The organism is Candidatus Accumulibacter cognatus (assembly GCF_000584975.1).
GTDB lineage: Bacteria > Pseudomonadota > Gammaproteobacteria > Burkholderiales > Rhodocyclaceae > Accumulibacter > Accumulibacter cognatus.
Map to the genome: position 1 here is coordinate 59,298 of NZ_JDST02000107.1, position 19,430 is coordinate 78,727.

A 19,430-nucleotide genomic window follows, 5' to 3' on the forward strand; every position below is an offset into this window, starting at 1 on the left:
GTAGCGCAAAATGGAAGGCCTAAATATGAGCATCTGGACGCTGGCGCTGCTGATTGCAGTGGCGCTGGCGTTCGACTTCATGAACGGGTTTCATGACGGTGCCAACTCGATCTCGACGATTGTTGCAACCGGCGCCCTGACACCGAAACAGGCGGTACTGTTCGCCGCATTCTTCAACTTCGCCGCGCTGTGGGTATTCCAGCTCAAGGTGGCGGCGACGATCGGCAAGGGCACCGTCGACCCGAGTTTCGTCGATTATTATGTGATTTTCGGGGCACTGGTCGGGGCGCTCGCCTGGAACATCATCACCTGGTATTACGGCATTCCGTCTTCATCGTCACACGCCCTGGTCGGTGGTCTGGTCGGAGCGACGGTGGCCAAAGCCGGCTCGGGCGCGCCGATCGTCTGGGAGGGTTTCGGCAAGATCCTCGCCTTCATCATCATTTCGCCGCTGGTCGGGGTGATCATCGGCGGCTTGCTGATGGTGCTGGTATCGTGGATCTTCCGTAACACTTCACCATATCAGGCCGGTAAGTTCTTCAAGAGCGGGCAATTGATCGCTGCTGCAGCGTACAGCCTGGGCCACGGCGGTAACGACGCGCAAAAGACGATCGGCATCATCTGGCTGTTGCTGATCACTGCCGGCGTGGCGACCAAGGACGTGGCGACGCTGCCGACCTGGGTGATCTACTCGTGTTACTTCGCGATTGCCTGGGGAACCTATCTGGGTGGCTGGCGAATCGTCAAGACCATGGGCACCAAGATCACCAAGCTCAATGCGGTCAGCGGTTCATGCGCCTCGATGGGCGGGGCGATCACACTGGGGTTGGCGACACTGGGAGGCATTCCGGTGTCGACGACACATACCATCACGGGTGCGATCATTGGTGTCGGTGCAGCGACCGACGTCAAGGCGGTACGCTGGGCGATCACCATGAACCTGCTCGTTGCCTGGATACTGACGATTCCGGCCTCTGGGTTGATTGCGGCGATCTTCTGGTATATCGGAACCAAGTTCCTGTAGCCCAAGGCATGCTTGCACACATGCAACGGACGCCCCTGCCATGGGGCGTTGCGAACAACAGATGATTATCAAGGGAGTGATATATGTTACCCAAGCGAACCCAGTTTTTCGAGCTTCTCGAGGCACACAGCGAACGGGTTCTGGCAGGTGCGAGTTCGATGCTGCGCCTGATCAACGACCTCGGAGTCAACCCGGAGGAAGTGAACGCGCTGATCCAAGAAGTTAACATGAACGAGGCGAGCGCCGACCAGATCAAGGCAGACCTGATGCTGATGCTGCACAAGTCCTTCGTGACCCCGCTCAACCGTGACCAGGTCTACAACCTGACACTGGATATCGACCGGATCATGAATTCGGTGCAGGATGTCGCGCAAGCGGTCAACATCTACCACATCGGCACATCCAATGCCGAGTCACGCGAACTCGCGTCGATGGCCGTAGATGCCTGCTCGCGCCTGACGCGAGCGATTGCTGCCCTGAAGGAACAGGGTCGCAGCGAGGTCAGCGTGAATCTGTGCGTCGAAATCGAACGCATTGAAGAGAAGTCCGATTTGGTCATGCAACGGGCAATCAAAACCCTGTTCCAGAACGAGGGGGATGAGCAGGCAGCCCTGAGGGCGTTTGCCTTGCGGGAGTTCTATTCACTCCAGGAGAAGGTGCTTCGCAATTGCAAGGCCTCGGCCCAGATGCTCGAAGAAATCCTGATCCAGAATGCCTGAGACCTGACCTGTGCACACGACGCCCCGGCAACGGGGCGTTTCCTTTGAATATATCCGAAAACTACGAGGCTTCCCGTCGTCCCCCATCCTTGACTCGTTGCAATCTCCCGTGAACCGAACTTCGGACTACAATTCGCTCGCGCATTAGCGGCGGAAGAGGGCACCAGGGAGAACCCTGCTGCGGATATCCCTCCACCCAGGCCCGCTCAGCGTGACCTTCCTTCCGGATTTGTTCACCTGCCTTCGCGGAGAACGCCCATGTTGCCCAGCAACCCGATGGCTACCTTGTTCGGCAAGTCGCCGTTCAAACCGCTGCCGCAGCACATGCGCATCGTCATCGAATGCGTCGAAGAAGTGCCGCGGCTGTTCCAGGCCCTGATTGACAACGATCAGGAACAGCTTGAAGAACGCAAGAACCACATCTTCGTCAAGGAACGTGAGGCTGACGCGATCAGAAACGAGATCTGTGAGCATTTGCCGAGAAGCGCTCGTCTGGCGACGGGCCGGCAGGATCTGCTGGAACTCCTGGCCGCACAAGATGCCATCGCCAATACTGCGCAGGACATCGCCGGCTTGCTAGTGGAACGTAGAATGGAGATGCTCCCAGGCATGGACGAACCGCTGATGCGGCTCGTGGTCCGCTGCATCGATACTTGCCGGCTGGCGCATGCGATCATCGAGAAGCTGGAAGAGCTGCAAGAAACCGCTTTCCGTAGCCGCGAGACCCGCCAGTTGGATGAGATGCTTGTCGAACTGGGAAATATGGAATCCGATACGGATCTGATGGGAATGGCGCTGGCCCGTGTCTTGTTCGCGGAAGAGGACAAGCTCAAGCCGGTGTCAGTAATATTCTGGTACCAGTTGATCCAGTGGGTTGGCAATCTAGCCGATTATGCGGAGAAGGTCGGCGACCGGCTGCGTCTGCTGATCTCTCGCTGACTATCACGAGTCCAGGAAGAAAGCCAGCCCATTTAGGCGCCCGTTTAGGCCAGCCCATTTCCGACTTCATCCCTCCGAATTCTGGCCACTTCGTTCGTATGTCCTGCAAGGGGGTCCGCCAGCAAAGGCGGTAGTAGATAGTATTTTATGGAAATCATCGATCAGCATCAAACCTTGTTATATGTCCTGGCTCTCGCCGGTGGCCTTTACATGACATGGGGAATTGGCGCCAACGGAATCGCCAGTGCCATGGGCACTTCGGTTGGCTCGGGAGTGATCACCATCAGACAGGCGGTAGTTCTGGCTGCGATCATGGAATTCTGCGGTGCTTATCTGGCCGGCGGAGAAGTCGCCGACACGATTTCGACCGGCATTATCGACGGCAGGCTCTTCGAACCTGTGCCACATCTTCTGGTGCTCGGCATGATCGGGGCGCTACTGGCGGCGGGAATCTGGCTGATGGTCGCCAGCATGCGCGGCTGGCCGGTGGCAGCAACGCACGCGATCGTTGGTGCCGTATGCGGGGTGGGTGTTGCAGCCCTCGGCGTGCATGCGGTACATTGGGAAATGATGGGCGAAATCGTCGCCACTTGGCTGCTCTCGCCGGTTCTTGGCGGTACAGTGGCCCTGCTGCTGACCATGAGCATCCGCAAGCTGATTTTCAACACTGTCAACCCGATCGCCCGGGCCCGCAAGTGGGCGCCAATGTATGTCTTCCTGGTCGGCTGGATGGTTTCTCAGGTCACCATCAGCCAGGGCCTCAAGCACCTGAACATCCATTTCCACGTGTTCTCGGCTCAGCTCCTTGCAATCGTGATTGGTGTCGTCCTGGCCCTTGCCGCCCGGCTGATGATGAGCCGCATCCAACTCGATGAGCGTGTCGACCGGACCTTCCAACTCGCCAGTGTCGAGAGACTGTTTATCCCGCAGATGGTGTTCACCGGCGCGGCGATGGCCTACGCGCATGGCTCGAACGAAGTGGCCAATGGGATTGGCCCGATGGCTGCGGCAATTCAGATCCTCGTGAGCCGGGAAATATCTGCCGATTCGCCAATCACGCCCTTCCTTTTGTTGCTCGGCAGCGTCGGCATGGTCGCTGGTCTGGCGACCTACGGTTACAAGGTGATGGCCACCCTGGGCCACAAGATTACCGAGTTGACACCAACTCGAGCCTATTGCGCGACCGTTGCCACCGCTTTCGTGACCGTGGCCGCTTCCGGCCTGGGCTTGCCAGTGTCCTCCACCCATATCGCGGTAGGTGCGGTGATGGGTGTCGGCATTGCCCGCGGAATCGGCGCCCTGGACCTGCGTGTGATCGGTGGCATTATCGTCTCCTGGTTGATCACGGTGCCGGTTGGGGCACTTCTGGGGGCCATCATCTTCCATCTCCTGAATACCGTCCTTGCATAACCATGAGGGCGACACTTTCCTCCGGATACGGGCTGCCGTGCGCCGTTCACTGATCGATTGAAACTGCAGCCATGCTGGAACTGCCTACCCTGCCCATCAAATCGCTGCAGCATTTCAAGGGGATCGATTTCCCGGAGGACATTCGCTTTCGCCAGATTCTCGTGACTGGCCCACCTGGTGCCGGTAAGAGCACCTTGATCGTGCGTCTTGGCGGCTGGTCCGAAGAGGGTTATCTCGATCTGGGTCGCAAGCATTGGTGGCGCTCCGAGATCCTGTCGGTGCGGCCGCGAGAGATTCATCTTGGACTTCCATTTCAGGGTCTGGCCAACGCGGTCTCGGTTTTTGATGCCGAGTTCCTCGATCGCGATCCGCTGCCACCCGTCGATTTGCACCGTATCGTCTTGCCACCTTGCAAGCGCTATTTCTTCTCGGTCGACTGGTATCGGCGCTATGTGTTTGAATTCATGCTGCCGCCTCCCGAACTGGTGTTCGAGCGCCGGGTCGAGCGGGCTCGCCACAGCACCCATCCGGTCGATGCTCAACTCAGTCTGGAGATCTGTACTGCCCAGCTTGCAGTTTTCCGCAGGGTTGCCGAGTTTTTGCACCGCAAAGGTTTCCAGGTGTATCTCCGTGAGGGGGCAGATGGCCACCCGAGTCGTTTCCTCGATCCGCAGTCACAGCCATGAGGACGATGGCCACCCGGCGCTCGTTCAAGCTGTCGAACCTGTTGGCGTGGCTAAAAGGGGTTGCTGCCAGACTAGGCTTCGGCTGGGGGCGTGACCTCCGGCTGGGCGACTCGTACCGATTGGGCACCAGCAAGGTGCGGGTTCCTCTTGGCGGTCTGCCGATCGAGATCTCGCTCGGTCTCAACGACAAACGCCTGCATCTCTACCCTGAGACGCGTCTCAACGGGCGGGGCGAACCGGTCAGACTGGGCAGCTTCATCCTCGTCGATCCCAGCGCCCATCGTCGCCGGATCAGCGGTTTTCTGCGCCTGACGCCGAGAAGTTGGTTGTCGCTGGGTTCGGCAGACATGCTCCAGAAGGAGCTATTCGATTACCCGGCAGCCGTGGATGACGAGCACCTGGTCCTGATCCACGGCCGCGATGCGCTGGTTTTTCGTAATCTGAGTGACGCCGGCACGCGGATCGGACCCGCCCCTGCAGAAGATGGCTGGCTTCGCGAGAGACTCTGGCGGCGGCTACGCGAGATCTTCGGTGGTCCAATCGCGCTGTTACCCAAGGATGAGGCGATGCAACTCATCGAAGAGGTCAATCGGCTATTGCGGAAAGAGATTTATCGCCCGCTCGATGAGCGGGGTCTGCCTGGCGGCTTACTGCTCCTACCGTCGAAGCTCACACCGATTATCGTCGCCGACATGCATGCCCAGATCGACAACCTGTTGACGATCCTGAGCCAGAATGCTTTTCTCGATGCGATCGAGCAAGGCACGGCCGTGCTGGTGATTATCGGCGATGCGGTACATTCCGAAATCGACGGGCAGTTGCGGGAGATGGAGAGTTCGATGCTGATGATGGATCTCATTTTCCGGCTCAAGCTGCACTTTCCGGAACAGGTGTTCTATCTTCGCGGCAACCATGATTCCTTTTCCGAAGACATGTCCAAGGACGGCATTCCACAGGGCTTGCTGTGGGCCAGGGAACTCGGCGAGCGACGCGGTACGGCCTACCTGAAAGCCATGGAAGAGTTCTACCGGTTGTTGCCTTACGTGGTTGCTTCCAAGGATTTCGCGGCTTGCCATGCGGCGCCGCCGACCAGCAAGGTCGATGTCGAGATGCTGGTGCAAATCCACCGCCATCCGAGGCTGGTCATCGAGTTGATCAACAACCGTCTGCAGCGGCCGAACCGGCCCCAGGGCTATCGCCGGCGCGATGTCAAACGCTTTCGCCAATGCCTGCAAGTGAGCCCGGAAACTCCCTTGATCGTTGGCCATACACCGATCAACCGTGAGGATACCTTGTGGCTCAACGTCGATGGGATTGCCAACCACCATGTGCTGTTCAGTGCCAATCCCGATCAGGTCGGCGTCTTCACCCGTATCGGCAACACCATGGTTCCTTTGCGCTACCCGGTTGACGCATTGACGTCGATCATCAACTCATTCGACCCGGCGCCTGGCTGAGCAACGAAGGCTGGCCGTCATCCAGGCTCTGGATGCAGCCGTGGCCGGCTACCCGATGATCTGCTCTGGTTATTCTGGTGGGCGATAGTGGGTTCGAACCACTGACTTCCACCGTGTGAAGGTGGCACTCTACCACTGAGTTAATCGCCCGGAGCGATGACGGCATCGCAAGATCTTGACTACTCCTCCGGCCGTAGCAGGAGTCAACTGTCGCCGCAGGACTCAAGACGACAGAACTCTGGTGCCGACTACCGGATCGACAAGAAGCCGGATTACATCACAAGTCGGTAGCTCGGTCAATCCGATCGAAAGCGATTTCATACCCATCGCACCGCTCTGCAGAGCGCCCGGAATCGTGATGGGCATAATAATAATTGATCTAGGTCACCCCGAACGGCACCTTGAGCTGCTAAGGTTTAGGCTGTTCCCGGGAATGCTTTCTGTGCAAGGAGAAAGAAGCAATGAGCATCGCAGCAGCAATAACCCCCCCACCCCAGGCAGCCAAGCGGCGGCTGATGTCGGGCAACGAAGCGGTGGCGCGGGCCGTGTGGGAGGCCGGGGTACGGGTGGCTGCAGCCTATCCGGGGACCCCCGCAACCGAGATGCTCGAATATGTGGCGACGTATCCGGATATCTACACCGAGTGGTCGGTCAACGAGAAAGTGTCTCTCGAAGTGGCCTTCGGCGCCACCATGGCGGGTTCGCGCAGCTTCTGCGCGATGAAGCATGTCGGCATGAACGTCGCTTCCGACGCCCTGATGACGATGACGCTGACCGGCGTCACGGCGGGTCTGGTGATCGCGATCGCCGACGATGTTGGACTCTCGTCGTCGCAGAACGAGCAGGATTCGCGCTACTGGGGCCGTTTTGCACATGTCCCCCTGCTCGAACCGGCCGACTCGCAGGAAGCGCATGACTTCACGCTGGCCGCCTTCGAAATCTCGGAACGCTTTGAGGTCCCCGTGATTATTCGTCTGACGACCCGCATCTGTCACGTCAAAGGACTGGTCAGCATCGGTGAGCGCAACGAACGTGCGGCCACCGGGTTTACCAAGGACGTCAACCGCTGGGTAATGGTGCCGAGTGGTGCCAGCCGGCGTCTGCCGCTGATGTTCGAACGTGAACGCCGGCTGCGCGCCGAGGCCGAAAACTCCGCGCTCAACGTCATTGAACCGGGCAGCGATCGTCGCCTCGGCTTCATCACTTCCGGCCCAGCCTACATGCACGTGCGCGAGAGCTTCCCTGACGCGCCGGTTTGCAAACTCGGCTTCACCTTCCCGCTGCCTTTTGACCTTCTGCGCCGCTTCGCCGGAAAGTGCGAACAACTGCTGGTTGTCGAAGAGGTCGAGCCTCTGATTGAGACCGAACTTAAGGCGCAGGGAATAATCGTCAGCGGAAAGGATTTTCTGCCGCTCATCGGCGAACTGTCGCCGCAGGTGCTCAAGCCGGCAGTCGCCCGCCTGCTTGGCGAGCCGGTATCCGCACAGGCGAAGGCGGTGCCGATGCAACTCTTTCCTCGGCCACCGACGATGTGCGTCGCATGTCCGCATCTAGGCGTCTACTACACGCTTTCGCAGTTGCGCAATGTCACCATTTCGGGCGACATCGGCTGCTACACGCTCGGCTTTGGCCAACCATGGAACGCACTCGACGTGTGCATCTCGATGGGCGCCTCGATGGGCATGGCGCTGGGCCTCGACAAAGGGCGCAGCGACGTCGAGAAGGACCAGAAGATCGTGGCCGTGATCGGCGATTCGACCTTCCTGCATATGGGCATGCAGGGCCTGCTGGACATCGTCTACAACCGTGGCAACGTCACCGTCCTGTTACTCGACAACCGCGCCATCGGCATGACCGGCGGGCAGGACAATCCCGGCAGCGGCCGTGACATCCATGGCAAGGAAGCTCCGCGCGTCGATTTCGCCACGCTGGTCAAGGCCCTTGGAGTGCGGGCGGAACGTGTGCATGTGGTTGACGCCTACCAATTGCCGGTGCTGCTGAGGACCCTGCGTGCAGAAACGAAAATTCCCGAGCCCTCGGTGATCATCACCAACCAGCCCTGTGTACTGATCAAGGACTACCACGCACTCAGGCCATACCGAGTGATCGAGGACAGGTGTACCGGTTGCGGCAACTGTGTCGATGTCGGTTGCCCGGCGATCCATGTCACACGCCGCGACCGCGTCAGGAAGGCCAGCGGACGCGAAGTCGATCTCGCTTTCGTGCGCATCGAAAGTGCTGCCTGTACCGGCTGTGGCCTGTGCCTCCAGCCCTGTGCACCCGATGCGATCGTGCATGTCGATGCCCTGGCGACGCCGATCAAGGTCGTCAGAAAGAGCAGCGAGCTGGTGAAGGCTCCTCAAGATGTCTGAAATGAGCCGCTTCAACACCACCAACATTCTCGTCGTCGGCACCGGCGGCCAAGGGGTGATGACCGCCACCGAGATCCTTGCCGAAGCGGCGATCGCGCTCGGCCATGATGTCAAGAAAACCGAAGTCGCCGGCATGGCGCAGCGCGGCGGCGTGGTCTCGTCGCACCTGCGCTTTGGTGCGAAGGTGTTGTCGCCGCAGATCACGCCCGGCACCGCCGATGTCCTGCTGGGTTTCGAAGCCGCCGAAGCAATGCGCTGGCGCCACATGCTGCGTCCCGAGGGTCTGGTGCTGATGAACACCGGCCGTCTCGTGCCACCGATCGTCGAGCTTGGTCTCTACGACTATCCGGATGACCCGGTGACTGCAATGCGCGCCGCCGGAACACAGGTCTTCTCCTTCGACGCCTCACGAATTGCCCAGGAACTCGGCGACATCCGGCTGGGCAACACGGTCATGCTCGGCGCCATCTCGGACCATCTGCCCTTTCCGGCCGAGGTCCTCGAGGGCTGCATCCTCAAGCGTTTTGCGCACAAGAAAGCAACACTCGTCGAACTCAATCAGCGCGCTTTCGCCGCCGGTCGCGCAGCCGCCGAAGCGGCGGCGAAAGCCGAAGCCGACGCAGGTTGCCACCTGCTCCCATGAGTGGGTATCGCAGGCAAGGAAGTTCAGTGAGAGGGGAAGATGGCTGCCAATGACAGCCTTTCCTGCCAACGAATACAACCACCCAACCACCGCAGCAGCTTGTTTTGCCGGCCCTGAGCCCGGCCTGACGCCATCACTCTTGGTCCGGTGTTTTTGCAGAAATCACCTTTGGGCCGATTGTTGAGCGGGTGCCCACCCGATGCCCGCTGATCAGCCTGCAGACATTACAAGCCAGTGAACAATGACCGGCAATATCACCCAGCAACACCGAGGCGAGCGCGCAGCTCGTCCAATTCCTCGAGCAGGTCGGCCATCAGCGCAGCCAGTTCAGGAACTGCATCGAAATCGCGTTCGAGTTGCCGCATGCGCCGCGCGCGCAGCAGGCTGTGGCTGGAAAAACACCATACGCCGGCGACGCTCTCGGCGTGCGGAAACAACCCGTCCTCGATGTGGCGCAGCAGCCAGCCGGGTTCAACGGTACATGCCGCCGCCAGTTGTTCGAGTGTCAGCCAGCTACTGTCGATCAGGCTACCGCTCAGGATTTCCTCGTCTCGCATGGCTCAGTCCCTTCCTTCCTGGCGCGGATCGAAGGCGAGTTCCCGTGCCATGGTTTCGTAGAGTGCGCGCGCCCTAGCCGTATCGGCGGAGGGCAGAACCACCTGGATATCGAGCAGCAGGTCACCCGCCTGAGCGCCCGGAATGCCCTTGCCGCGCACCCGCAACTGCCGACCGCTTTGCGCGCCTTCGGGGATGCGTACCTTGACGCTGCCCTGTGGCAGGTCTACCGTCACCACTGTGCCCAAGGCAGCCTCCCAGGGTGCCACCGGCAGCGTCAGATGCAGGTCGCGACCCTGTACGCGAAAACGCGGGTGCGGCCTGAAGCGCACTTCCAGCATCAGATCCCCGGCTGGTGCGCTACCGATCCCAGGTGCGCCCTGCCCAGCCAGACGAATCACCTGACCGGCGTGCACGCCTTGCGGGATTTTGACGTTCAGCGTGCGGTTTTCCAGCACGACGCGGCCTTGTGCGTCGATTCGCGGCGCACGCAGCGAAATCTGCCGGGTCGCTCCGGAAAAGGCATCTTCGAGGTCGAGCAGTACCTTGGCGTGATGATCCTCGCCGCGTGCCTGGAAGTGCCCATGCTGGCCGGAATTGAAACGGTGCGCAGCGCGCGTACGACCGAACAGTTCGGCGAAGAAATCGGAAAAATCACCCGCTTCACCCGGCGAAAACCCCTGTCCAGAAAACTCGAAGCCGGCATCCCAATCGGGTGGCGGCTGAAACTCCTGGCCCGGCTGGTAGCCACGTCCCAACTGATCGTAGGCGGCACGTTTTTCCGGATCCGAGAGCACCGCATTTGCCTCGTTGAGTTCCTGCATGCGTGCTTCGGCATTCACTTCCTTGGAAACGTCCGGGTGATACTTGCGCGCCAGTTTTCGGAAGGCCTTCTTGATCTCCTCCGCGGTGGCGTCGCGCCGAACCCCGAGAATCTGATAGTAGTCCTTGAATTCCATACATGATCCTCAATCGACATAGGATGATCGTACAACGACGACCCATCCTGCTGAAGCGCGGTGAACCAGGAAACGGTACATCGATATTGAAGTCTGTCGAACCGCCCCCAATTGGTGCAATGCAGTGCCAGTCTTGGCACTCTCGCCCATTCATTATATGGAGGATTCAACATGATCTATCGCTCTCTGTTTCCCCGCGACGTGTTTGCGGAACTGGATCGGCTGCAGCGTGAGATGCAGCAGGGTTTTCGTCTTTCTCCGAGCATTCGCGGCATCGCCCGCGGCGGATTTCCGGCGATGAACGTCGGGGGCACACCACAATCCGTTGAAATCTATGCCTTCGCACCCGGCATCGACGCGTCCAGTCTCGACGTGCAGATCGAGAAAGGCATGCTCATCATTGCCGGCGAGCGCCAGCGGCAGGCTCCCGGCGCAGACGCCACGGTGCATATCGACGAGCGTTTCGAGGGCCGCTTCCGGCGCGTGGTGACGCTACCCGACGACATCGATCCCAACCTCGTCGACGCAAAGTACACCGACGGCGTGCTGCGCATCAGCATCGCCCGCAAGCAGTCTGCACTACCACGCCGGATTACCATTCAATAAGGAGAATCGAAGATGTCCGACAACAGCCAAGTCACGAAACCGAGCCCCAGTGATGAAGCGACCCTGCTCCCACCGGTCGACGTCATCGAGGACGCATCGGGAATCACCCTGTATGCCGATATGCCTGGAGTGCCCAAGGACAAACTCCATCTGCAGGTGGAAGCCGACACCCTGACGATCGAAGGTGGGATCGATCTGGAAATGCCCGGCGGCATCGAAGCGAGTCACGCCGAAGTCAGCCTCTCTCGCTACCGGCGGGTATTCACCCTCTCCAAGGAACTCGACCCCAACAAGGTCAGCGCCGAGTTCAGGAACGGCGTGCTGAAGCTCTCGATCCCCAAAGCAGAGCACGCGCAGCCGCGCAAAGTCGAAGTCAGGGTGTCATAAGGGTGACGTCTTCCCGGATCATCCATCACTCATCGACATGAGTGAGCAAGACCGACGAAATCTACGTCTTCCAGACTGCCCAAGGCTACCAGGTCGGGTTAGCGCATGCAACCCGACCTGTTTATTGTCGACCCGACAGGCGCAACGCCGAACGTGCTGGTACCCTGAAGGAGTAGAATTCGCTCCGTGACCGCCCTGCTCGTCCTGACCAATCTGCCCGACCGACCTGCTGCCGAAGCCTTGGCGAACGCACTCGTCGAGGCTCGGCTGGCGGCCTGTGTGAATATTCTGGCACCGTGCCGATCAGTCTATCGCTGGCAGGGAGCCATCGAGGCGGCCGAAGAAGTGCCGCTACTGATCAAAACCAGCAGCGAACGTTACGCCGCACTTGAAACGGCGATTCGCAGCCACCACCCCTACACGCTGCCAGAAGTGATCGCATTGCCAGTGGTGCAGGGCCTGCCGGCATACCTCGCCTGGGTAGACAGCGAAACGCGCGGTCCCGACTGATTCCTTCAATACTCCCGCCATGACCCACAGGCTGCTCTGCTCACCGTTCTTTCTCGTGCTCGCCTTTCTGTTGAGCACGCTGGCAGCCGCCGACGAGTTTCTCGACCCAGCTGTCGCATTCCAGCCTAGCGCACGCGCGATCGACGGACAAAACATCGAAGTGCGCTTCGAAATCGCCAAGGACTACTACCTCTACCGAGACAAATTCCGTTTCATTGCCGAGCCGTCGGCGGTACAACTCGGTACGGCGATTCTGCCGCCGGGCAAGGAAAAACACGACGAGATCTTCGGCAAGGTCGAGGTGTATTACGATCAGGCGGTCATTCGCCTGCCGGTTGAGCGCAATCGTTCGGGGCCGCTGCCGCTGATCCTCAAGGTAACTTCGCAGGGCTGTGCCGATGCCGGCATCTGCTATCCGCCGCAACAGCAGCAGCTCAGCCTGCAACTGCCCGATCAGGCAACTGCGCCGGCACCTCCCCCGGGCCAGGGCCCGGCCACCGACGAGTCGGGACGCATCGCGCAGTTGTTCAAGCACGCCGGCTTCTGGGTGCTGTTCGGCAGCTTTTTCGGCTTTGGGCTGCTACTGTCGCTGACCCCCTGTGTCTTCCCGATGATTCCGATTCTTTCAGGGATCATCGTCGGCTCCGGCCGCGACAGGCATGGCGTGTCACACGTGCGTGCTTTTCTGCTGTCGCTAGCCTATGTTATCGGCATGGCGGTCAGCTACGCGGCGGCCGGGGTCGCTGCCGGGTTAACCGGCACACTGCTGGCGGCAGCGCTGCAGAATCCCTGGGTGCTGGGCAGCTTTGCCGCGATCTTCGTGCTGCTGTCGCTGTCGATGTTCGGTTTCTACGATCTGCAACTGCCCACCGTTCTGCAAAGCAAGGTCTCGGAAGAAGCCAGACACCTGCGTGGCGGCTCGCTGCCCGGCGTTGCGGCGATGGGCGCCTTGTCGGCGATCATCGTCGGCCCCTGCGTCGCCGCACCGCTGGCTGGCGCCCTGCTGTATATCGGCCAGACCGGTGATGCTGTGCTCGGTGGCGCGGCGCTGTTCGCAATGGGTCTCGGCATGGGCGTGCCGCTGCTCGTCGTCGGCATGTCGGCAGGTACGCTACTGCCGAAGTCCGGCGCGTGGATGGAAGCAATCAAGAAAACCTTTGGCGTGATTCTGCTGGCCACCGCAGTCTGGCTTGTTTCACCGGTCCTTCCGGTAGTCGTGCAGATGCTGGCCTGGGCCCTGCTACTGATCGTTCCGGCGGTCTACCTGCACGCGCTCGATCCACTGCCACCGCACGCCAAAGGCTGGCAGCGTTTCTGGAAAGGCATGGGCATCGTCATGCTGCTGTTCGGTGCGGCGATGCTAATCGGCATCCTGGCCGGCTCGCGCGACCCGCTACAACCGTTGTCTGTATTGCGCAGCAACGCGGCAAGTGGCGAAACCAGGCCATTGGCGTTCACGCGCGTGCGCTCACTGGCCGAACTCGAAACCCGTATTGCGGCGGCGGGCAAACCGGTGCTGCTCGACTTCTATGCCGACTGGTGCGTATCTTGCAAGGAGATGGAACGTTTCACCCTTGCCGATGCGCGCGTTCAGGCCAGGCTCGCGGGCTGGACCTTGCTGCAGGTCGATGTGACGGCCAACTCCGAGGCCGACCAGGCACTACTGCAACGCTTCAAGCTCTACGGTCCACCTGGACTGATCTTTTTCGACCGGAATGGCCGGGAGATCGAAGGCGTACGCGTTGTCGGTTTCCAGAACGCAGAGGAATTTCTCAGGCTGCTGTCACGTTTGGGCTAACGGCCATGACTTTTCCAGACACCCCTCAATCATGAAAGTCATGACTGTTTCTCTCCCCTACAAGAGGGGAGGGGAGGTTCTTGAATCGCTGACTCGACTTCCACAGTAAAGGCCTGACCACATCCAACCAAACGCCGTCATGGGCATATTTGATGCGGATTCAGAACATGCAGCCCGACAGCGGAACAAAAAGCCACGCAGTTACGCGTGGTTGCGGGGTGTTTTGTGGAAGGCTTCGGATTACGCCGAAAGCCTCCAATACAGAAGCTAGCGAACCGGCGTAAAACCGCGCCGTTGCTTGGTTGTTCGGGTTCCAGTCTGGAACATGGGCACAATTGTTGAAGCCTTGCCCCTATTCTGCCCGATCACAATCACCTCCGCCCCACTCAGTCACGGCGCTTGCACCAGAAACAGCAAGCCCCGCGCCTTCGCTACCGTGCCACTGACTGAACCATGCCGAAGGCTTCGCCATCGGCTCTATCTCTCCCGCTACCGCCACCCCTTCTAACCCGCCCCACTTCGCCACAGCGCAGGCCAGCGATAAAGCCGCTCGCCAGCTTGCGGCTTGCTAGGGCTACCGTCGGGGGGTATCTGAACCGCCGCTGCCCTTGCGCCCGGTGTTCATAGTCAGTTGAACGATGCGCGGCTACGGGGTAAATCGCCCGCGATTCAACATAACAGCGCATTACCCAAAATGTGCCAGTCGCTTCGCAGAGCTTCGCTTGGTTGGCCATCGCTTCGCGCCCTTCGGGTTCGGGCAATGGTCTGTGATGTCTTGCGCCCCTTCGCCGCTCACCCCGCTATTCAGCGCGTCCGTGCCCTCACGGCATGGTGAACGGGTGTTGCTGCGCTCCGCTGTCAGGGTCGCTAGTTGCAGCAAACCCGAACTCCTGAGCGTTCGCCTTCATCGGCCTTGCATAACTCTCGTGTTCTTCCCCAGAGATTGTCAGACAATAGCGGCTTTAATCGGATGCCTGTTGGATGGGCACGCCGACTCGCCCGAATCGCCAGATTACCCAACAAGAAAACAAGGGGAGTGCTGCACTGATGGCCAAGACCACCTTCGACACCAACCCGGTGTTGCTCCAGACGCAGCTCAAGACCTGCGAGGACGGCAAACTGCAACTGCCGGACTTCCAGCGCAGTTGGGTCTGGGAAGAAGAACGCATCATGAGCCTGATCGCCTCGGTGTCGCGGGGATTCCCGATGGGCGCGCTGATGTCGCTTAAATCGAAGATTGACACGGGCGTTGTCTTCGCCTACCGCCCCCTTGAGGGCGCGCCGGTTGCGGCACAGATGAAACCTGAACAATTGCTGCTCGACGGCCAGCAGCGCATGACTTCGCTTTACCAAAGCTGCATGCGCCGCCAAGTGGTCTCGACCATCACCGCCAAAAAGCGGCTGGTCAAGCGCTGGTTCTATATCGACATTCGCAAGACACTGAATACCGAAGCTGATCGCGACTCGGCGATCTTCGCAGTGCCAGAAGACCGCAAGCTGAAGGAAAACTTTGACAAGGACATCGTGCTCGACCTGTCGTCGCCGAAGCTTGAATACGAACATCTGATGTATCCGCTCAACCAGGCATTCAACTGGGACACATGGCAGGAAGAATTCGGCGACTACTGGATTGCCAAAGGCAAGTCCGAGATGCGCGAAGTCTTCAAACAGTTCAAGAACGACGTACTGAAAAGCTTCACCGAATACCAGGTGCCTGTCATCGCCCTCGGTGCCGACACTTCGCACGAAGCCGTTTGCCTTGTTTTCGAGAAGGTCAACACAGGCGGCAAGGCGCTCGATGCCTTCGAGCTGCTCACGGCCATGTACGCTGCCCAGGGTCACAAGCTGCGCGATGACTGGCTTGGCGACGAAAAATCCGAAAACGCCGATCTCAAACTCGGCATCCAGAAACGTCTCGCCATCTACGGCCGCGCCGCTGGCCAGGCGCAAGGCATCCTGGCCAATGTGGCCGCGACCGACTTCCTGCAAGCCATCGCCCTGCTGCACACCAAGGAACTGCGCCTCGTCGCAATAGCCGACCCAAGCAAGAAGGAAAGCGAGTGGCCGGCCGTCCGCGCCACGCGCCAATCGCTGCTCGATCTGCCGCTGGCCGCCTACAAGAAGCGTTGCAACGCCGTCCGTGCCGGGTTCGAGCGCGCCGCAAAATTCCTGCGACAACAGCAGATTCACCGGGTCATCGATCTGCCCTACCAGACGCAGCTTGTTCCCCTTGCTGCCATCTTTGCCGAGATCGGCGACAAGGCCGAGCACACGACGAACAACGACAAGATCGCCCGCTGGTATTGGTGTGGCGTGTTTGGCGAGCTTTACGGCTCGGCGGTCGAAAGTCGTTTTGCCAAGGACATCCTCGAAGTGCTGGCCTGGCTCGATGGTGGCCCGGAACCCAACACCGTTACCGATGGCATTCTGCGCGCCGACCGCCTGCTGACCATGCGCTCGCGCCTCTCTGCCGCCTACAAGGGCTTGCAGGCGCTCCTGTTACGCGAAGGTGCCATCGACTTCCGCAGCGGCCAAGCCGTCGACCAGATCGTCTTCTTTGATGAAGGTGTCGACATTCACCGCATCTTCCCCAAAGCCTGGTGCGAGTCGCCATCACAAAAAATTTCCCCGTCCATCTACGATTCCGTGGTCAACAAGACCCCGCTTAGCTGTCGCACCAACCGCATCATCGGGGGCTATGCTCCCTCCCTCTATCTTGGCAAGCTGGAAAAGGGCAAGGCCGGCACAAACGGTCAGAACAGCGAGCCGCCGATTGACAAGGCCGCACTCGCGAACTATCTGCAAACCCACTGCATTCCCGTGCCGGAACTTTACGCTGACGACTTTGCCGGTTTCATGAAAGCACGCCAGAAGTTGCTCATGGCAATGGTGTCGCGCATCACCGGCCATGCCGCACCTACCACCGATGAACCTGCCGACGAAGGCGAAGACATCCCCACCGCAATGGCCCACGACAGCGGCCTCGAGCTCGTAGAAGCCGACTGACCATGCAATGGATTGCCTCCTCCGAAAAAGACACCGCCTCCACCTCGCTTGAAAAGCGCCTGTGGGACGCCGCCGATCAGTTCCGCGCCAATTCCGGCCTTAAGGCGCAGGAATACTCCGGCCCCATCCTCGGCCTGATCTTCCTGCGCTTCGCCGAAGTCCGCTTCGCCATCCAGCGCGCGCCAAGCTCGAAGGCACCGGTGCGTCGTCGCGGCGTGGCAGCCGGGTCGATGAACCCGCTGCCTACCACACCGAAGGCATCCTCTACCTCGCCCCCGAGGCGCGCTTCGACTACCTGCTGACGCTGCCCGAGGTGGCCGACATCGGCGCCAGGGTCAACGCCGCCATGCGCGAGATCGAGAAGCACAATCCGCAGCTTGCCGGCGTACTGCCCAAGACCTATAACCTGTTCACCAGCACCCTGCTCAAGGAACTGCTCAAGAAAGTCTCCGAGATTCCGGCCACTGTCGATTACGACGCCTTCGGACGCATCTACGAATACTTCCTCGGCGAGTTCGCCCGCACCGAGGGGCAAAAGGGCAGCGAGTTCTACACGCCAAGCTGCATCGTCAAGCTGCTGACCGAGATCATCGAACCCTTTCACGGCCGCATACTCGACCCCGCCTGCGGTTCCGGCGGCATGTTCGTGCAGTCGGTGCGCTTCGTTGCCGAGCACCAGAAGAACCCCGCCGCCGAACTCGCCATCTGCGGCGTCGAGAAGACCGATGAAACCGGCCGCCCGTGCCGCCTCAACCTCGCCGTGCATGGGCTGGAAGGTGACATCCGCCACGGTGGCAACGTCAACAGCTACTACGACGACCCGCACACCGCCACCGGATCGTTCGACTTCGTCCTCGCCAATCCGCCGTTCAACGTCAACGCGGTGGACAAGGAACGGCTCAAGGACATGGTCGGCCACGATGTTCACGGAAATGCGCGCCGCTTCCCCTTCGGCCTGCCGCGCACCGACAACGCCAACTACCTGTGGATCCAGCTCTTCTACTCGGCGCTCAACGCCACCGGCCGCGCCGGCTTCGTGATGGCCAACTCGGCCTCCGATGCCCGCTCCAGCGAGCAGGAACTGCGGCAGAAGCTGATCGAGGCGCGGGCGGTGGATGTGATGGTCGCCGTCGGCCCCAACATGTTCTACACCGTCACGCTGCCCTGCACGCTGTGGTTTTTCGACAAGGGCAAGGCGAAGACACAACGCGCCGACACGGTGCTCTTCATCGACGCCCGCCACATCTACCGGTAGGTCGATCGCGCCCACCGCGACTGGACATCGGCGCAGATCTGCTTCATCGCCAACCTCGTCCGTCTCTATGGTGGCGAGGCGCTCGACTTAACGGTGTCCGGCGAAGAGACGGCGAGCAAGCTCGGCGAAATCTTCGGTTCCGAGCCGGTTTACCGCGACATCACCGGCCTGTGCAAGGCCGCGACGCTGGCCGAAATCGAAGCCCAGGGCTGGTCGCTCAACCCCGGCCGCTACGTCGGCGTCGCGCCGGGCGAGGAGGTCAGCGACGAGGACTTCAAGGAGCAGTTCGAAACATTGAATGAGGAACTGGCATCGCTGAACGCCCAGGCGCGGGAGCTGGAGCAGACCATCGCCGCAAATGTGGCGGGGATTTTGGGAGCGTGAAAGTGGCGTATTCGTTCACACCCCCTTAAGAAAAGCCGCCATCGTGATGATTTGTATGGCATCGTTACGGAACTTGCAGACGACCTGACAGACGCGGCACGATGCCCCGGAGCAAACATGATCTGTTCCAGATGAACGACGAGTGGCTGAAGAAGCTGCCGGCGGAGCTCTTGCTGGAAGTGTCGAAGCGGCTGTTGCACGACGTGAAGGAGTTGCAGGATCGGCTGAATCAGAACCCGGACAACCGCTCGCGTCCGCCGACCGGCCAAGCGCCCTGGGCGAAGACAGGCGACTCGGAGGAACAGAGTGGCGCGGCAGACGAGAGCGACACGGCAGACGCCCCCGCGGCGAGGGCGACGGGAAGCGCTACGGAAGAGACGGAAGAGTCTCTGCCGGTCGACGGCCAGCGGTCATCGACCAAGAAGGGGTCTGGGAGGCGGCCCGGCAAGCAGCCGGGCAGCCCAGGCCATGGCCGCAGTCAGAAACTGGCGATCACCGCCCGGTGCGAGCACCGCCCCGAGTTCTGCGCCGCTTGTGCGGCAGTGTTGTCGGCGGACGCGGCGTCGCAGGCTTACCCAGCTTGGGACGAAGTCGACATTGCCCCGCAGGTTGAGGGCCTGATCGGGTTGGCATTCAGTGTCACCCGTCACACGCTGCTTGAAGTGAGCTGCTCCTGCGGTCATGTCAGCCGTGCGCAAGCTTGGCGGGCGCCGGCCGACG

At 60.5% G+C, this 19,430-nt stretch carries 15 protein-coding genes, 1 tRNA gene and 2 pseudogenes; 15 read left to right on the forward strand and 3 right to left on the reverse strand.

All coding sequences use genetic code 11. From position 1 onward, the window contains the following. Positions 1-10: 10 nt before the first annotated feature. The 6 genes from AW06_RS17725 to AW06_RS17750 all read left to right on the forward strand — a co-directional run bounded on the left by AW06_RS17725 (position 11) and on the right by AW06_RS17750 (position 6,235). On the forward strand, positions 11-1,024 hold the full coding sequence (locus tag AW06_RS17725) for an inorganic phosphate transporter (protein WP_034952877.1): 1,014 nt from the start codon (positions 11-13) through the stop codon (positions 1,022-1,024). An 83-nt stretch (positions 1,025-1,107) separates the two neighbouring features. After that, positions 1,108-1,743, forward strand: a complete 636-nt coding sequence (locus tag AW06_RS17730; RefSeq protein WP_034952880.1) for a DUF47 family protein — start codon at positions 1,108-1,110, stop codon at positions 1,741-1,743. Between the two features lie 258 nt (positions 1,744-2,001). Further along, positions 2,002-2,682, forward strand: a complete 681-nt coding sequence (locus AW06_RS17735) for a TIGR00153 family protein (RefSeq protein ID WP_273704851.1) — start codon at positions 2,002-2,004, stop codon at positions 2,680-2,682. A 147-nt stretch (positions 2,683-2,829) separates the two neighbouring features. After that, positions 2,830-4,092, forward strand: a complete 1,263-nt coding sequence (locus AW06_RS17740) for an inorganic phosphate transporter (protein WP_034952882.1) — start codon at positions 2,830-2,832, stop codon at positions 4,090-4,092. 71 nt (positions 4,093-4,163) lie between these two features. Next, the gene (locus AW06_RS17745; RefSeq protein WP_034952885.1) at positions 4,164-4,778 is read left to right on the forward strand and encodes a hypothetical protein; all 615 of its coding nucleotides are present in this window, start codon (positions 4,164-4,166) and stop codon (positions 4,776-4,778) included. Next, a complete protein-coding gene (locus tag AW06_RS17750; RefSeq protein ID WP_138677689.1) occupies positions 4,775-6,235 on the forward strand; it encodes a metallophosphoesterase in 1,461 nt (486 codons plus the stop codon). The genes AW06_RS17745 and AW06_RS17750 overlap by 4 nt, the downstream gene beginning before the upstream one ends. A 75-nt stretch (positions 6,236-6,310) precedes the next feature. On the opposite strand, the gene AW06_RS17755 is transcribed toward AW06_RS17750, so the two are convergent. Continuing rightward, a tRNA-Val gene (locus AW06_RS17755) sits at positions 6,311-6,385 on the reverse strand. A gap of 311 nt (positions 6,386-6,696) precedes the next feature. Here AW06_RS17755 and AW06_RS17760 point away from each other — a divergent pair. Continuing rightward, a complete protein-coding gene (locus AW06_RS17760) occupies positions 6,697-8,607 on the forward strand; it encodes a thiamine pyrophosphate-dependent enzyme (RefSeq protein WP_273704852.1) in 1,911 nt (636 codons plus the stop codon). Next, positions 8,600-9,250: an indolepyruvate oxidoreductase subunit beta gene (locus AW06_RS17765; RefSeq protein ID WP_273704853.1), complete on the forward strand. Its 651-nt coding sequence runs from the start codon at positions 8,600-8,602 to the stop codon at positions 9,248-9,250. The genes AW06_RS17760 and AW06_RS17765 overlap by 8 nt, the downstream gene beginning before the upstream one ends. Positions 9,251-9,504: 254 nt before the next feature. Here AW06_RS17765 and AW06_RS17770 read toward each other — a convergent pair whose 3' ends face one another. Together AW06_RS17770 and AW06_RS17775 are read right to left on the reverse strand one after the other, a co-directional pair. Beyond that, positions 9,505-9,807, reverse strand: coding sequence for a chaperone modulator CbpM (locus tag AW06_RS17770; RefSeq protein ID WP_034952891.1), 303 nt, complete (start codon positions 9,805-9,807; stop codon positions 9,505-9,507). A 3-nt stretch (positions 9,808-9,810) separates the two neighbouring features. Continuing rightward, a complete protein-coding gene (locus tag AW06_RS17775) occupies positions 9,811-10,764 on the reverse strand; it encodes a DnaJ C-terminal domain-containing protein (protein WP_034952894.1) in 954 nt (317 codons plus the stop codon). 171 nt (positions 10,765-10,935) lie between these two features. On the opposite strand from AW06_RS17775, the gene AW06_RS17780 reads away from it, so the two are divergent. From AW06_RS17780 to AW06_RS17810, 7 genes and pseudogenes are all read left to right on the forward strand, one after another. Beyond that, positions 10,936-11,370 (forward strand): Hsp20/alpha crystallin family protein, encoded by a 435-nt coding sequence (locus AW06_RS17780; RefSeq protein WP_171047248.1) that lies wholly within the window; start codon positions 10,936-10,938, stop codon positions 11,368-11,370. A 12-nt stretch (positions 11,371-11,382) separates the two neighbouring features. Beyond that, positions 11,383-11,757 (forward strand): Hsp20/alpha crystallin family protein, encoded by a 375-nt coding sequence (locus tag AW06_RS17785; protein WP_034952897.1) that lies wholly within the window; start codon positions 11,383-11,385, stop codon positions 11,755-11,757. A gap of 177 nt (positions 11,758-11,934) precedes the next feature. Beyond that, positions 11,935-12,267, forward strand: coding sequence for a divalent-cation tolerance protein CutA (gene cutA, locus AW06_RS17790; RefSeq protein ID WP_034952898.1), 333 nt, complete (start codon positions 11,935-11,937; stop codon positions 12,265-12,267). Between the two features lie 19 nt (positions 12,268-12,286). Next, the gene (gene dsbD, locus AW06_RS17795) at positions 12,287-14,065 is read left to right on the forward strand and encodes a protein-disulfide reductase DsbD (protein WP_034952900.1); all 1,779 of its coding nucleotides are present in this window, start codon (positions 12,287-12,289) and stop codon (positions 14,063-14,065) included. Between the two features lie 1,047 nt (positions 14,066-15,112). Next, positions 15,113-17,071, forward strand: a complete 1,959-nt coding sequence (locus tag AW06_RS17800) for a DUF262 domain-containing protein (protein ID WP_034952948.1) — start codon at positions 15,113-15,115, stop codon at positions 17,069-17,071. 2 nt (positions 17,072-17,073) lie between these two features. Further along, a pseudogene (locus AW06_RS17805) lies at positions 17,074-18,710 on the forward strand (class I SAM-dependent DNA methyltransferase). A gap of 101 nt (positions 18,711-18,811) precedes the next feature. Beyond that, positions 18,812-19,430, forward strand: a pseudogene (locus AW06_RS17810) (IS66 family transposase); the annotation flags it as partial.